The following is a 12,844-nucleotide window of genomic DNA, read 5'->3' as shown; positions in this document are numbered from 1 at the left end:
CACGTTCGACCTCCTCATCGGGCCTGCACCTCCCGGCCGGTGTCGTCACCGAGCACCACCTCGACGCCGGTACGCACCGGGCCCGACCCGGCCGCCGTCCGCGCGGCCAGCGCCGCCGGCAGGGCCCGGTCGACGTACTCGCAGAGCACGTGGGTGGCGACCAGGTGCAGCTCCTGCACCACCTGGCCCTCCGGCGAGTCGATGGCGAGGACCTCGTGGCAGGCGTCGGCGAGTGGGTTGGGTGTCGGGCCGGTGAAGGCCCAGCAGCGCAGTCCGGTCTCGCGTCCGGCGTGGGCGGCGGTGAGCAGGTTGGTGCTGCTGCCGCTGGTGGACAGGAGCAGGAGGATGTCGTCGGTTCGGCCGTGGGCGCGGACCTGGCGGGCGAAGACCTCGTCGTAGCCGTAGTCGTTGCCGATGGCGGTGAGCGCGGAGGTTTCGGCGTGCAGGGCGATGGCGGACAGGGGTTCCCGGTCGTCGCGGAGCTTGCCGACGAGTTCGGCGGTGAGGTGCTGGGCCTCCGCGGCGCTGCCCCCGTTGCCCGCCACCAGCAGCCGCCCGCCGCCGGCCAGCCGGTGCGCCAACTCCCCGCCCCAGCGGGCCAGCAGCTCCTCCGACTGCCGGAACGGCAGCAACGCGGCGGCCAGGTGCGTCAGGTGGTCCTCCAGCACCGTTCCGCCGACCACGGGTCCGGGCGCCCTCATCAGGCGACCACCCGGGTCGGTCGACGCACGGTGGCCACCTGGCCGTACACCTCCGCCAGCCGCTCGGCGGTGCTCGACCAGGAGTAGCGGGTGCGGGCCCGGTCCAGGGCCGCCGTGGCGTACGCGAACCGGCGGATCCGGTCACCGAAGAGTCGGCGGATCGCCGCACCGAGGGCCGCCGGGTCCCGGGCGGGCACCAGGTCGCCGGTCCGTCCGGGCACCACCGTGTCGGTCAGCCCGCCGACCGCGGTGCCGATCACCGGTACGCCGCAGGCCATCGCCTCGAGCGGGGTGAGTCCGAACGGCTCGTACCAGGGGGCGGCCACCAGCACGTCCGCCGACCGGTACCAGCGCCCCATCTCCTCCCGGGGCACCGCGCCGATCAGCTTGACCCGGTCGGCGACCCCGCAGGACTCGGCGAGCGCCCGCAGCCGCCGGGCGTACGGGTCGGTCTCCAGCAGCCCGGCCGGTGGTCCGCCCACCACCACGCACTCGGCGTCGGGGACCAGCGCGGTGGCCCGGATGACGTCCTGGAAGCCCTTGCGTTCCACCAGTCGCCCCACGGTGAGGATGCGCGGCCGGACGCCGTCGCGTTCGGCGACCGGGCCGAGCGGGGCGAAGGTGCTCAGGTTCACCCCGGACGGGACGACGGTCATCCGGGACCGGGGCACCCCCAGCCGGACCAGCTCGGCGACCTCGTCCTGGCACTGGGCCACCACCCGGTCGACCGAGCGGCCCAGCTTGCGCTCGTGCTCGATCCGGCCGGGCGGGCTGGTGTCCTGCGCGCCCTGGTGGCGCCGCTTCACGGTGCCGAGCGCGTGGTACGTCTGCACCACCGGCACCCCGGTCCGCCGGCCGGCGGCGATGGCGGCGAGACCGCTCATCCAGAAGTGCCCGTGGACCACCTCGGGCTGCCAGTCGCCGGCCCGCCACCGCTCGGCCAACCACTCTCCGAACGCGGGCATGTACGGCAGCAGGTCGTCCTTGGCGACCGGCTCGGCCGGGCCGGCGGGCACGTGCACCACCTCGTAGCCGTCCGCGGTGCGGACCGTCACGGGCAGGTCGACGGCGTCTCGCCGGGTGTAGACCCGGACGTCGTGGCCGGCGGCCGCGAGCGCGGCGGAGAGCTCCGCGACATGCGTGTTCTGGCCACCGGCGTCCTCCCCGCCGAGGACGGCGAGCGGGCTGGCGTGCTCCGAGATCATCGCGATCCGCATACTTCCTCCTCCAGCAGCCGGTCCCAGTCGGCGAGGAAACGCTCCAGGCCGTAGCGCTGCCGTGCGGCGCTGCGGGCCTCGGTGCCGGCCCGGCGGGCCGCCGCCGGGTCGTCCACGAGGCCCCGGGCCGCCTCCAGCAGCACGTCGACCCGGGTGGAGAGGGCGCCGGCGGACGGTGGCACCGCCTCCACGGCTTCGGTGGTGGCCAGTGCCACCACGGGCATGCCCATGGTCATCGCCTCGATCAGGCTGAGTCCGAGGGATGTCCAGCGGCACAGGTGCAGGTATGCCCGTCGTCGGGCGAGTTCGGTGTGCATGGTGTGTTGTGGCACGTCGTCGTGGCTGGTGAGCCGGTCGGGTGGTAGTCCGAGGTGGTCGGCCAGTCCGGTCACGCTCATGCCGTAGACGTCCAGCGGGGCGATGTCGGCGAAGCGGGGGAGCAGGTCGGTGCCGGTGACCCGCCAGCGGCGTACGGGTTCGTTGATGACCACGGCCAGGCGGTTCAGCTCGCCGGTCCATTCGACGGCCGGTGGGAGCACTCCGTGTTCGATGACGGTGGTGCGGGTGGCGCCGTTGTCCCAGAACAGTTCGTTGAAGTGGGTGACGTGGGCGATGATCAGGTCGTCCCGGTCGGCCATCGGGTGGCGGGTGTTCGGCACGTCGCCCTTGGGGGTGTTGTGCTCGACGTAGATCGCGGGCAGGTCGCGGCCGGGGCAGCGGCCCAGCCACTCGCAGGCCAGGTCGAATTCCTCGGGGCGCTGGAGCAGCACCAGGTCCACCTCGGACCGGCGCAGCTGCTGGGGAGTCACCTCGACGGCGTTGTCCGGCCACCGGTAGGTCCGCGCCCGCCCGAGGCCGTACGGACCCCGGTCCGGGGTGACCGGCACCAGATAACGGTGCTTGCCGTGGACGAACGACGTGGTCCACGACCCGTGCACGTGCCACACCAGGATGTTCATCCGACCACCCCGCCGGTTCGGGTGGCCACCGGGCCGGCGAGGACGGACTCCGGCGCGTCGGCGGGTACGCCGAGCAGCCGCAGCGCCTCCAGCACGCGCCCCGGCTCCACGGCGGACAGGCACGGGTGCCCGGGGACCGGGCAGCGGGTGGCCCGGGTGTCCCGACACGGCGCCCCGGCGTCGCCGAGCCGGACGGTCGGCACCCGGTACGGCCCCCACTGACCGAACGGGACGGTAGGGGCGAAGAGGCTGACCACGGGCACGCCGAGCGCGGCGGCCAGGTGCGCCGGCCCGGTGTTGCCGACCACCAGGGCACCGGCCCGGGCGATGACGGCGGCCAGTTCGCCGAGTCCGGTACGCCCGCCCAGGTCCACGCCGCCGGCGGCGGCGACCCGCGCGGTCAGGTCCCGCTCGTCCGGGCCACCGGTCACCACCACCCGGTAGCCGGCGGCGCTGAGCACCCGGACGATCCGGGTGGCCAACTCGGGCGGGCAGGCCCGGGTCTCCACGGAGGAGCCCGGGTGCAGCACGACATAGCCCGGCTCGCCGGCCCCGGCCGGGACGGGCGGCAGCCGGTCGGTACGCAGTCGCAGTCCCGGTTCGTCGTCGGTGGGGAGGGTGTATCCGGCGGCGGCGGCGAGGGAGAGGGCTCGTTCGGGTTCGGGTATGCCGGTGGGGACGTGGTGGCGGATGTCGAGCAGGGTGCCGGGGTAGTCGTCGCTGATGGCGCTGATGCGGGGGATGCCGGCGATGCGTAGGAGCAGGGCGAGGGGTAGGGGGGACTGGTGGAAGGAGGTGAAGATGATTGCTTCGTCGGCGTGGGTGGTGGTGAGTCGGGTGGTGAGGTGGTGCATGTCGTGTGGGTCGACGGGTTGGGGGTTGGCGTCGATCCAGGGCAGTGGCCATTCGATGATTTCGTCGATGCCGGGTAGCAGGTCGGCGGCTGCCCTGCCTTGTGGCCCGCAGAGCAGTACGACGCGGTCGGCGCCGGCCGCGACGGCGCGGATGCCCGGGCCGGTGACCAGCACGTCCCCGGCCGCGTCGCTGCGGGCCACCAGGACGGCGCCCCGCCGTGGCGGGGACCCGGGGGCGGCCACCAGCCGCACCCGGCGCAGGATCTCGGTCGCCGCGTCCGGCAGGTCGCGGGCGACCGTGGGCGCCGCAGCCACCTCAGCCGCCCGGGTGGCCGGGGTGGGGACCAGGATGCCGGCCGCGCCGGCCGCCGCGGCGGCGGTCATGTCGGCGCCGATGTCGCCGACCAGCACGCACCGGGTCGGCGTGGTGCCGAGCGCCCGGGCGGCGGCGTGCACCAGACCCGGCGCCGGCTTGCGGCAGGCACAGCCGTCCGGTTCGCCGTGCGGGCAGATCTGCCAGCTGTCGAAGGGGCCGAGCAACTCCTCCACCCGGGCGTTGACGGCGCGCATCTGCCGCTCGGTGAAGTAGCCCCGGGCCAGGCCGGACTGGTTGCTGACCACGGCCAGACGCAGCCCGGCCGCGCGCAACCGGTCCAGCGCCTCCCGCGCGCCGGGCACCGGGCGGACCTTCTCCGGGTCGCCGTTGTAGGGCACGTCCTCGACGAGCGTGCCGTCCCGATCAAGCAGCACCGCGTCGTACAGGCCGGACGGGAACTGGTCAGCACCCGGGTCAACCCGGGCTGACCTGCACTGATCCCGCTCGTGGTCCCGTCGCACGGGCGGCGGGTTCCCGACCCCCCGAGGAGTAAACATCAACTTCGGCGGAGCCGCCTCCGCCGGTGCTGCCACGGCCGGTGCGTCCCGCACTCCGCCGGCCCGGTCCGGCGATACCCGCCGCCCCGGAGAAGCTAACCCGGAGTCGTCGTTAGCCGTGGCGGAGGCGGGGTACGGGGTTGGCGTGGCGATTGTGGAGAAAGTGATCGACGCACCCCCGCAGCAGGTCTTCGCCGTGCTCGCCGACGGGTGGACGTACAGCGACTGGGTGGTCGGCACGGCCCATGTGCGGGGGGTGGACGACAGCTGGCCGCAGGTCGGCAGCCGGCTGCACCACCGGGTCGGACCGTGGCCCTTCTCGCTGCAGGACTGCTCCCACGTGCTGGCCTGCGAACCGGCGCACCGGCTCGTGCTCCGCGCGAGGCTGTGGCCGGCGGGCGAGGCGATCGTCGACTTCACCCTGGAACCGCTCGACGGCGGCCGGACCCAGGTCCGCTTGCGCGAGGACTTCGCCGCCGGGCCGTTGCGCTGGGTCTGGACCGGGCTCAACGGCCTGGTCCTGCGTCAGCGCAACAAGGAGATGTTGAACCGGCTCTCCGACATCGCCACCAGGCAGAAGACGGTGCGCTGACGCCACCCCGCGGTGACCGCCGGTCGGCACGGTCGGTTCCGCCGGCCCGCAACCCCCGAACCGGCGCTTCCGGCTCGCCGAGCGGGCGTCTGTGCGGACCTGGCGCGGGCGACTGGCTACCCTCTCAGGTGAACCATGTCGGCCGACCGAGGATGTCCGTGATGATCGAACCCGTGCAGTTGCCCGCCCCGTGGCGCGACGCACGCCTGACCGTCGTCGTTCCCACCTACAACGAGGCGGGCAATCTCCCGGTGCTGGTCGAGCGGCTCCTCGCCCTGCCGCTGCCCGGATTGAAGGTGCTCGTCGCGGACGACAACTCACCGGACGGGACCGGCGAGGTGGCCGACAAACTGGCCATCGAGCACCCGGACCGGGTGCTCGTGGTGCACCGCCCGGGCAAGGAGGGACTCGGCCGGGCGTACGTGGACGGGATCGGGCGGGCGCTCGCCGGCGACGCCGAGTTCGTCGCGCAGATGGACGCGGACCTGTCGCACCCGCCGGAGGCCCTGCCCGGCATGCTCGGCGCGCTGCTCTCCACCCAGGCCAGCGTGGTGATCGGCTCCCGGTACGTGCCCGGCGGCGAGTTGGACGAGAACTGGCCGCTCTACCGGCGTGCGCTCAGCGGCTGGGCCAACCTCTACGTGCACACCCTGCTGCGGGTGCGGATCCGCGACCTGACCGCCGGCTTCAAGATCTGGCGGGCCGACGCGCTGCGGGAGATCGGCCTGGATCGGGTGCAGTCCAACGGCTACAGCTTCCAGGTGGAGATGCACTACCTGGCCACCAAGCTGGGGCACACCATCCTGGAGGTGCCGATCCGCTTCGAGGAGCGCCGCGACGGCGCCTCGAAGATGACCACCGCCACCAAGATCGAGAGCGCGCTGATGCCGTTCATGCTGCGAGCCCGGCACCGCAACCTGCCGGACTGACGGCAGCGATCCACCATCTCCAGCCTCACGCTGCGTCATCGTGACGCAGCGTGAGAACTCTCCCGCTGCCCTACGGTGCCTGTCGCCCGCCTTTGCTCTGCAGCCATCTACGCAACACCGCGATGACCTGGGACATTGGATCAGCGGCCACCGTCGCCCAACTTCGCGTCATGTACCGACCGTGACCGCTGCGTATCTGGCTGCAGAGCAAAGGCAACGCGCGGCATGGTGCCGGCGGACCACATGGCTCACGCACCGTGACTGCGCGCCGCTGCCCGCACACCGCCGCGCCGACGAACCGTCGCCGCCGGCAGGCCGAGTGCGCCGTGGGCGGCGAGCGCCACCCGCTCCCGGCCGCCGAACTTCGCGGCCACCGGCACGGTGAGCACGCACGGTGCGCGCCGAGCGTTCCGAGCCCCGAGCACGCGGACCGCCGAGCACGCCAAGCAGCGCAGACCGTCGAGCACGCCGAGCACGGCGGAGTCGAGCACGACGCGGCCGTCGAGCACACCGAGCAAGGCGGGCGTCAGCGGTAGACCGCCCGGTGCGCCGCGCCGATCGCGCCCGCGTACAGGCCGCCGGTGAGCGCGCGGTCGCGCGCCAGGGCGGCCCGCGCGGCGTTCGCGCCGGGCGCGCCGTGCACGCCGCCGCCCGGATGCGCCGAGGCACTGGCCAGGAAGAGCCGGTCCACCGGGGTGTCCGCGCGCCCCAGGCCGGGGATCGGCCGCAGGAACAGCTGCTGGTACGCGGCCGCGGTGCCGCCGGCGAGCGCGCCGCCGACCAGGCTGGGATCGCCCGCCTCCAGCTCGGCCGGGCCGGCCACGTGCCGCCCGACGATCAGCGAGCGGAACCCGGGTGCGGCGTCCTCCAGCACCTCCTCCATCCGCGCCACCTGTGCGGCGAGTTCCTCGCCCCGCCAGTCGTGCCGGAACGGCAGGTGGGTGTAGGACCACAGCGACTCGGTGCCCGGCGGGGAGTGGCTCGGGTCGGCCACCGACATCTGCCCGACCAGCAGGAACGGGTCCCGGGGCACCTCGCCGCGGGCCAGCGCCGCCGAGTACGTGGTGAGCCCGTTCAGGTCGGCGCCGAGGTGCACGGTGCCGGCGCCGGCCACCGCCCGGTTGCGCCAGGGCACCGGCGCGGACAGCGCCCAGTCGACCTTGAGCGTGGAGCCGTCCCACCGGAAGTGGGCCAGGTCCTCGACGAGGCGGGGCGGCAGCGCGGCCGGGCCCACCAGGTCCAGGTAGAGCGCCGGGGCGGGCACGTCCGCGAGCACCGCTCGCCGGGCCCGCCAGCTGGCGCCGCCGACCGTGCGGACACCCATGGCCCGCCCCCGGGCGGTGAGCACCCGGTCGACCCGGGCGCCGTAGTCGATCCGGCCGCCCCGTTCGACCAGCCGGGCCACCAGCGCGTCGGTGATCTTCTGGGCGCCGCCGACCGGCACCGGCCAGCCGACCTGCTGGCCGAGCATGGCGAGCAGCCACCCGTAGACCCCGGAGCCGGCCTCGTCTGGCGACAGGTCGGTGTGCAGCGCGCAGCCGGCGAGCAGTGCCGGGCCGCCCTCGCCGGCGAAGAGTTCGTCGCCGAGCCTGCGGACCGGTACGACGAGCCGCCGGGCCAGCCGCAACGCGCCCGACAGGTGCAGCCGGCGCAGCAGGGTCAGCCCGCCACGGACCGGCGGGAAGGGGCTGGTGATGACGCCGAGCATCGGCTCGGCCACCGCGCACCAGGCCGCGTACGCCTGCCGCCAGCTGTCCCCGTCACCGGGGGCGAACTCCGCCAGCGAGGCCGCGGTCACCTCCAGGTCCCGGTTGACCACCGCCGCCCGGCCGTCCGGTAGCAGATGGGCCAGCACGTCCGGGGCGTGCGTCCAGGCCAGCCCGTACCGATCGAGGCCGAGCCGGCGCAGCACCGGGGAGGCGTAGCCGAGCGGATAGAACGAGCTGTAGAGGTCGCTGAGGTAGCCGGGGGCGGTGACCTGGGCCGAACGGACCGCACCGCCCGGCGCCTGGGTGGCCTCCAGCACCAGGACGTCCCAGCCCGCGTCGGCGAGCAGGTTGGCGGCCACCAGACCGTTGTGGCCGGCGCCGATGACCACAGCGTCCGCGCTCTGCGCGCCGGGCGGGCTCATCCGATCCGCCTACCCGGCCGGTTACCGGGCAAAACGCGTTTGCCTCGGCCGGGTCGGGGCATCCACCGCCGCATGTACACGGTTGCGCAACTCATAGGTGGAGTGTGGGGCGCGGGTGGTGAGGGGGGCGAACTGGTCGTACGTGATCCGGCCGACGACTCTCCGGTGGCCACCGTGCCGGTGGCGACGGCGGACGAGGTGGCGAAGGCGGTCGAGGCCGCCCGGGGCGTGGCGGCGGACTGGGCGGTGACCGACCCGGCGGACCGGGCGGCGGCGCTGCACCGGGCGGCGGACGCGGTCGAGGCCGCCGCGGAGGAACTGGCCCAGGCCACCACGGCCGAGATGGGCAAGCCGCTGGACGACGCCCGCGGCGGCGTGGCGGCCGGCATCGGCACCCTGCGCCAGTACGCGGAGCTCGGCCCGCTGCGCGGCGGGCGGACGCTGCACGGTGGGCACGGCGCCCTCGACTTCATGACCCCCGAACCGCGCGGCGTGGTCGCCGCGATCACCCCCTGGAACGACCCGGTCGCGGTCTCCTGCGGCCTGCTCGGCGCGGCACTGGTGACCGGAAACGTCGTGCTCTACAAGCCCAGCGAGCGCACCCCGGCCACCGGCTGGCTGCTGGCGCGGGCCCTCGACGCCGCGCTGCCGGCCGGGGTGCTGTCCCTGCTCACCGGCGGGGCCGAGGTGGGCGCGGCGTTGGCCGGCCAGGACGTGGACGTGGTGGCCCACGTCGGGTCCACCGCCACCGGCCGAGCGATCGCCGCCGCCGGCGCCCGCACCGGCGCCAAGGTGCTGCTGGAGAACGGCGGCAGCGACCCGCTGGTGATCGATAATGGGGTGGATCCGGTCTGGGCGGCCGATCAGGCCGCGCTGGGCTGCTTCGCGAACGCCGGGCAGATCTGCGTCGCCGTGGAACGCATCTACGTGCACCGGGACGTGGCCGAGGACTTCGTCGACGCGCTGATCCAGCGCGCGGAGGCGCTGACCGTGGGCCCCGGCCGGGAACCCGGTACGCAGCTCGGGCCGCTGGTCGACCGGCGGCACCGGGACCACGTGCACGGGCAGGTCACCGCGGCGGTGGCCGAGGGGGCGCGGCTCCGCACCGGCGGAGAACTCCCGGACGGCCCGGGGGCGTTCTACCCGGCCACGGTGGTGTCGGACTGCCGACACGAGATGGTTCTGGTGCGAGAGGAGACGTTCGGCCCGGTCGCCCCGGTGGTCGTGGTCGACTCGTTCAGCGAGGGGCTGCGCTGCGCTGCCGACTCGCCGTACGGGCTGGCCGCCACGGTGCTGACCGGCTCGATGAGCCACGCCCACCGGGCTTGGCGGGAGCTGCCGGTGGGCACCGTCAAGGTGAACGCGGTCTTCGGGGGCGCGCCGGGTGGCGCCGCGCAGCCGCGCCGCGGCAGCGGCCAGGGCTTTGGGTACGGCCCGGAACTGTTGGACGAGTTCAGCACGGTGAAGACGGTGCACATCGAGGCGCCGGGCGGCGGCCACTGGTGACCGACCTGGAAAGGGTGGCTGTCCGAAGGACAGCCACCCTTTCCGGTGGTGCGGTCAGCGGCCGCGGGACTTGGCGCTCTCGCGGGCCTTGGTGGTCTCGCGGGCGTTCGCCTTCTGGATCGCCTTGACCAGTTCCGGCTTGGTCATCCGGGACCGGCCGGGCACGTCCAGCTTCTTGGCGACCTCCATGAGGTGCTCCTTGGGCGCGTTGGCGTCCACCCCGGCGGCGGTGGGTGCCCGCCGCGCCGGGCCACCACCGGCGGCCTGGCGGTCGCTCGGGCCCTTGCGTCCCTTGGGCTCCCAGTGGTCGCCGACCTTCTCGAACTCGTGCTTCACCGCGGCGAACGCGGTGCGGTGCGCCCGCTGTCCCTCGCCGTACGTCTCCACGGCCGAGTCGTGCGTCTTCTCCCAGGTCCGCTGCGCCTTCGCCGGGGAGCGCCGCAGCGTGCTGGGCAGTACCTCGCGCCCGGGCATCTCGTCCTCCTCCGTCTTGATGGGTTCCTATGACCGTTCCCCCGCGTTCCGGCCGCAAACCGCCACCCGGTTTGTCGATTTCCGCGGCGGGGTACCGCCGGGCCACGCGCGACGGGCGCGCCGGGGTCGAGGAGGCGGTCATGGCGGCGACGACGGAGCCGGTGGTCCCGGCCCGGAAGCGGGCCCGGATGCCCCGCCGGGTACGCCAGCTGAGCTGGGCGACCTGGCGCGGGGTGCTGGTCCGCAGCGGGCGGAACTTCGTCAAGGACAACTGCGCCGACTGGGCCGCGGCGTTGACGTACTACGGAGTGCTGGCGCTCTTCCCCGCGACCGTCGTGGTGGTCGCCCTGGTCGGGCTGGTCTCCGACGGCGAGCGGACCGTCGACACGGTGATCGGCCTGGCGCGGGAGATCGGCGCCGGGTCGGTGGTCGGCAACGACGGCTTCGTCAGCGTGGTCCGCGGCGTGGTGGAGCAGCAGGGCTCGGCGAAGGTGCTGCTCAGCTTCGGTCTGCTCGGCGCGCTCTGGTCGGCGTCCGGGTTCATCGGCGCGTTCACCCGGGCGTCCAACGCCGTCTACGGCGTCGCGGAGGGGCGGCCGTTCTACCGGCTGCGCCCGCTGCAGATCGGCCTGGCCGGGTTGTCGCTGGTGCTGCTCGCGGTGGTCGCCACCGGGCTGATCGTCAGCGGCCCGGTCACCGACGCGGTCGGCGACCGGCTGCACGCCGGCGGCCTGGCCCGCACGGTGTGGACGGTGGCGAAGTGGCCGATGCTCGCCCTGGTGGCGTTGACCCTGCTGTCGCTGCTGTTCTGGATCGCCCCGAACGTCCGGCAGCCCCGGTTCCGCTGGCTCACCCCGGGCGGCGCCCTCGCCCTGCTGGTCTGGGTGCTCGCCTCCGCCGGCTTCGGCCTCTACGTCGCCAACTTCGGCTCGTACGACGTCACGTACGGCAGCCTCGGCGCGGTCATCGCCTTCCTGGTCTGGCTCTACCTGTCCAACTGCGCCCTGCTGCTCGGCGTGCAGGTCAACGCGGAGCTGCAGCGCGGCCGGGTGCTGCAGACCGGCGCCACCGACCCGGGCGAGCCGGTGCTGCCGCCCCGCGCGCCGGCCGATTCGTGACCGGATGACCGGCTCTGCCGGCCACCCCCGGTTTACCGGCGGTCCCCTCGGGCATGTCTGTCGGCATGGAACGTGGCAGCAGCAAGCACTCACCCAGGGTCGACGACAACATGAGCCAGGACGTCAGCGGCCTCATCCAGGGTCCGGGGGCCGGTGGCTCGCGCGTCGAGGAGTCCCGCCAGCCGGAGCCGGCGGGTGAGGACCAGCCGGAGCCGAAGACGCTCACGGCCGGCGCGAGCCGCGGCGGCAACCCGCAGGGGATGAGCATGGACGACGTCGAGGCGCGCAGCCGCCTCGGCCGGTTCATCACCATGACCGCGCTGCCTGGGGACCGCGACGCGCTGGTGGCCAACGCGCGGGAGAACCAGGCGCCGGCGGACATCGTGGCCGCCCTGGAACGCCTGCCCGACGGCACCCGTTACCAGACGATTTCCGAGGTGTGGGCCGCACTCGGGCACAAGAACGAGACGACGCGCTGGTGAGCGGATCGGCCCACGTTCCGTGCGACGACACCGGCGGGAACAGGAGGATTCGACGATGAGCAGCGGCGTGATGGAACACGTGGACGTTTCCGTTCCGATCCGCACCGCCTACGACCAGTGGACGCAGTTCGAGGAGTTTCCGCACTTCATGGAGGGCGTCCAGGAGGTCCGGCAGCTCTCCGACACGCTGACGCACTGGACGGTCGAGATCGGCGGCGTGAAGCGCGAGTTCGACGCCGAGATCACCGAGCAGTTGCCGGACGAGCGGGTGGCCTGGCGGTCCACCGGGGGCACCCAGCAGGCCGGCGTGGTGACCTTCCACCGCCTCGACGAGGGGAACACGCGGGTCACCTTGCAGATGGAGTTCGAGCCGCACGGCGTGGTCGAACAGGCCGGCGCCAAGCTCGGCGCGGTGGACCGCCGGGCCAGGGGCGACCTGGAGCGGTTCAAGCAGTTCATCGAGCGGCGCGGCCAGGAGACCGGCGCCTGGCGCGGCACGGTCGAGCGACCCACCCCCTGACGTCGCGCTCCCGGACACCACAGCTCCGATGGCCGCCGGTATTTTCCGGCGGCCATCGCCGTGCCCGCCGTCCGCCGGCCCGGGCCGTTTGCGATCACCGGGTCCGGGTACCGCTGGGGAATGACCGACAAAGACAGGCACGTGTGGCGCGACGAGGATCGCACCTCCCTGCACGAACTGGACCGGGCGATCGCCCGGTCGACCGTCGACGGGCAGGGCGACGACGTCACCGGCAACGACGCCGGCGAGGAGTCCGCGTTCGGCCACGGGCCCGAGGCGGTGGACCGGGGCGCCGGCCCGGAGGCCGAACGCCGGGAGATGACCGACGCGGACCGGGCGTACCGGCCGTCGACAACCGGCCGAACCGGCCCCGACGCGTGAGCCCGCCTCCGGGCGTCGCGAGGCGCCCGGAGGCCGACCCGTGCGACGGTGACGCGCGGTTCGCCCGAAACGACAAGAAGTGAGGTACGGACGGTCGGGAAAACGGA

14 protein-coding genes are annotated in these 12,844 nt (G+C 74.0%); 7 read left to right on the top strand and 7 right to left on the bottom strand.

Features of this window, described 5'->3' with window-relative positions:
* Nucleotides 1-14 precede the first annotated feature (14 nt).
* From ACFYM6_RS20665 to ACFYM6_RS20650, 4 genes are read right to left on the bottom strand one after another with little or no spacing between them, the layout of a single operon-like run.
* The gene (locus ACFYM6_RS20665; RefSeq protein WP_387277683.1) at nt 15-701 is read right to left on the bottom strand and encodes an SIS domain-containing protein; all 687 of its coding nucleotides are present in this window, start codon (nt 699-701) and stop codon (nt 15-17) included.
* On the bottom strand, nt 701-1,918 hold the full coding sequence (locus ACFYM6_RS20660; protein ID WP_387277682.1) for a glycosyltransferase: 1,218 nt from the start codon (nt 1,916-1,918) through the stop codon (nt 701-703). The genes ACFYM6_RS20665 and ACFYM6_RS20660 overlap by 1 nt, the downstream gene beginning before the upstream one ends.
* Entirely contained in the window at nt 1,903-2,877 is a 975-nt protein-coding gene (locus tag ACFYM6_RS20655; protein WP_387277680.1) for a glycosyltransferase, read from the bottom strand. The genes ACFYM6_RS20660 and ACFYM6_RS20655 overlap by 16 nt, the downstream gene beginning before the upstream one ends.
* Nucleotides 2,874-4,604, bottom strand: a complete 1,731-nt coding sequence (locus ACFYM6_RS20650) for an HAD-IIIA family hydrolase (protein ID WP_387277678.1) — start codon at nt 4,602-4,604, stop codon at nt 2,874-2,876. The genes ACFYM6_RS20655 and ACFYM6_RS20650 overlap by 4 nt, the downstream gene beginning before the upstream one ends.
* A 145-nt stretch (nt 4,605-4,749) precedes the next feature.
* On the opposite strand from ACFYM6_RS20650, the gene ACFYM6_RS20645 reads away from it, so the two are divergent.
* Nucleotides 4,750-5,196, top strand: coding sequence for an SRPBCC family protein (locus ACFYM6_RS20645; protein WP_387277676.1), 447 nt, complete (start codon nt 4,750-4,752; stop codon nt 5,194-5,196).
* Between the two features lie 161 nt (nt 5,197-5,357).
* Nucleotides 5,358-6,125, top strand: a complete 768-nt coding sequence (locus ACFYM6_RS20640; protein ID WP_387277674.1) for a polyprenol monophosphomannose synthase — start codon at nt 5,358-5,360, stop codon at nt 6,123-6,125.
* A 248-nt stretch (nt 6,126-6,373) separates the two neighbouring features.
* On the opposite strand, the gene ACFYM6_RS20635 is transcribed toward ACFYM6_RS20640, so the two are convergent.
* Both ACFYM6_RS20635 and ACFYM6_RS20630 read right to left on the bottom strand, forming a co-directional pair.
* Nucleotides 6,374-6,634 (bottom strand): hypothetical protein, encoded by a 261-nt coding sequence (locus tag ACFYM6_RS20635; protein ID WP_387277672.1) that lies wholly within the window; start codon nt 6,632-6,634, stop codon nt 6,374-6,376.
* Between the two features lie 17 nt (nt 6,635-6,651).
* Complete coding sequence (locus ACFYM6_RS20630; RefSeq protein ID WP_387277670.1) at nt 6,652-8,256, bottom strand: phytoene desaturase family protein; 1,605 nt, start codon at nt 8,254-8,256, stop codon at nt 6,652-6,654.
* Nucleotides 8,257-8,328: 72 nt separating this feature from the next.
* Between ACFYM6_RS20630 and ACFYM6_RS20625 the strand changes: the two genes are divergently transcribed.
* On the top strand, nt 8,329-9,762 hold the full coding sequence (locus ACFYM6_RS20625) for an aldehyde dehydrogenase family protein (RefSeq protein WP_387277668.1): 1,434 nt from the start codon (nt 8,329-8,331) through the stop codon (nt 9,760-9,762).
* Nucleotides 9,763-9,816: 54 nt separating this feature from the next.
* Here ACFYM6_RS20625 and ACFYM6_RS20620 read toward each other — a convergent pair whose 3' ends face one another.
* Complete coding sequence (locus tag ACFYM6_RS20620; protein ID WP_387277665.1) at nt 9,817-10,236, bottom strand: ChaB family protein; 420 nt, start codon at nt 10,234-10,236, stop codon at nt 9,817-9,819.
* Nucleotides 10,237-10,376: 140 nt separating this feature from the next.
* Between ACFYM6_RS20620 and ACFYM6_RS20615 the strand changes: the two genes are divergently transcribed.
* The 4 genes from ACFYM6_RS20615 to ACFYM6_RS20600 all read left to right on the top strand — a co-directional run bounded on the left by ACFYM6_RS20615 (nt 10,377) and on the right by ACFYM6_RS20600 (nt 12,737).
* Nucleotides 10,377-11,354 carry a YihY/virulence factor BrkB family protein gene (locus tag ACFYM6_RS20615; protein WP_387277663.1) on the top strand — a complete coding sequence of 326 codons (978 nt, stop codon included), beginning with the start codon at nt 10,377-10,379 and terminating at the stop codon, nt 11,352-11,354.
* Nucleotides 11,355-11,419: 65 nt separating this feature from the next.
* Nucleotides 11,420-11,836 (top strand): DUF2795 domain-containing protein, encoded by a 417-nt coding sequence (locus ACFYM6_RS20610; RefSeq protein WP_387277661.1) that lies wholly within the window; start codon nt 11,420-11,422, stop codon nt 11,834-11,836.
* Nucleotides 11,837-11,891: 55 nt separating this feature from the next.
* On the top strand, nt 11,892-12,356 hold the full coding sequence (locus ACFYM6_RS20605) for an SRPBCC family protein (protein ID WP_387277659.1): 465 nt from the start codon (nt 11,892-11,894) through the stop codon (nt 12,354-12,356).
* 120 nt (nt 12,357-12,476) lie between these two features.
* Nucleotides 12,477-12,737: a hypothetical protein gene (locus ACFYM6_RS20600; RefSeq protein ID WP_073839516.1), complete on the top strand. Its 261-nt coding sequence runs from the start codon at nt 12,477-12,479 to the stop codon at nt 12,735-12,737.
* The last annotated feature ends 107 nt before the right edge of the window (nt 12,738-12,844 follow it).

The organism is Micromonospora sp. NPDC006431 (genome assembly GCF_042870725.1).
Lineage (GTDB): Bacteria > Actinomycetota > Actinomycetes > Mycobacteriales > Micromonosporaceae > Micromonospora.
This window is presented reverse-complemented; position numbering and strand designations above follow the sequence as displayed.

Coding starts and splice junctions, on each gene's coding strand:
- ACFYM6_RS20610 (WP_387277661.1), top strand. CDS start 11,420: ATGGAACGTGGCAGCAGCAAGCACTCACCCAGGGTCGACGACAACATG.
- ACFYM6_RS20600 (WP_073839516.1), top strand. CDS start 12,477: ATGACCGACAAAGACAGGCACGTGTGGCGCGACGAGGATCGCACCTCC.
- ACFYM6_RS20640 (WP_387277674.1), top strand. CDS start 5,358: ATGATCGAACCCGTGCAGTTGCCCGCCCCGTGGCGCGACGCACGCCTG.
- ACFYM6_RS20605 (WP_387277659.1), top strand. CDS start 11,892: ATGAGCAGCGGCGTGATGGAACACGTGGACGTTTCCGTTCCGATCCGC.
- ACFYM6_RS20650 (WP_387277678.1), bottom strand. CDS start 4,604: ATGTTTACTCCTCGGGGGGTCGGGAACCCGCCGCCCGTGCGACGGGAC.
- ACFYM6_RS20655 (WP_387277680.1), bottom strand. CDS start 2,877: ATGAACATCCTGGTGTGGCACGTGCACGGGTCGTGGACCACGTCGTTC.
- ACFYM6_RS20625 (WP_387277668.1), top strand. CDS start 8,329: ATGTACACGGTTGCGCAACTCATAGGTGGAGTGTGGGGCGCGGGTGGT.
- ACFYM6_RS20660 (WP_387277682.1), bottom strand. CDS start 1,918: ATGCGGATCGCGATGATCTCGGAGCACGCCAGCCCGCTCGCCGTCCTC.
- ACFYM6_RS20665 (WP_387277683.1), bottom strand. CDS start 701: ATGAGGGCGCCCGGACCCGTGGTCGGCGGAACGGTGCTGGAGGACCAC.
- ACFYM6_RS20630 (WP_387277670.1), bottom strand. CDS start 8,256: ATGAGCCCGCCCGGCGCGCAGAGCGCGGACGCTGTGGTCATCGGCGCC.
- ACFYM6_RS20620 (WP_387277665.1), bottom strand. CDS start 10,236: ATGCCCGGGCGCGAGGTACTGCCCAGCACGCTGCGGCGCTCCCCGGCG.
- ACFYM6_RS20615 (WP_387277663.1), top strand. CDS start 10,377: ATGGCGGCGACGACGGAGCCGGTGGTCCCGGCCCGGAAGCGGGCCCGG.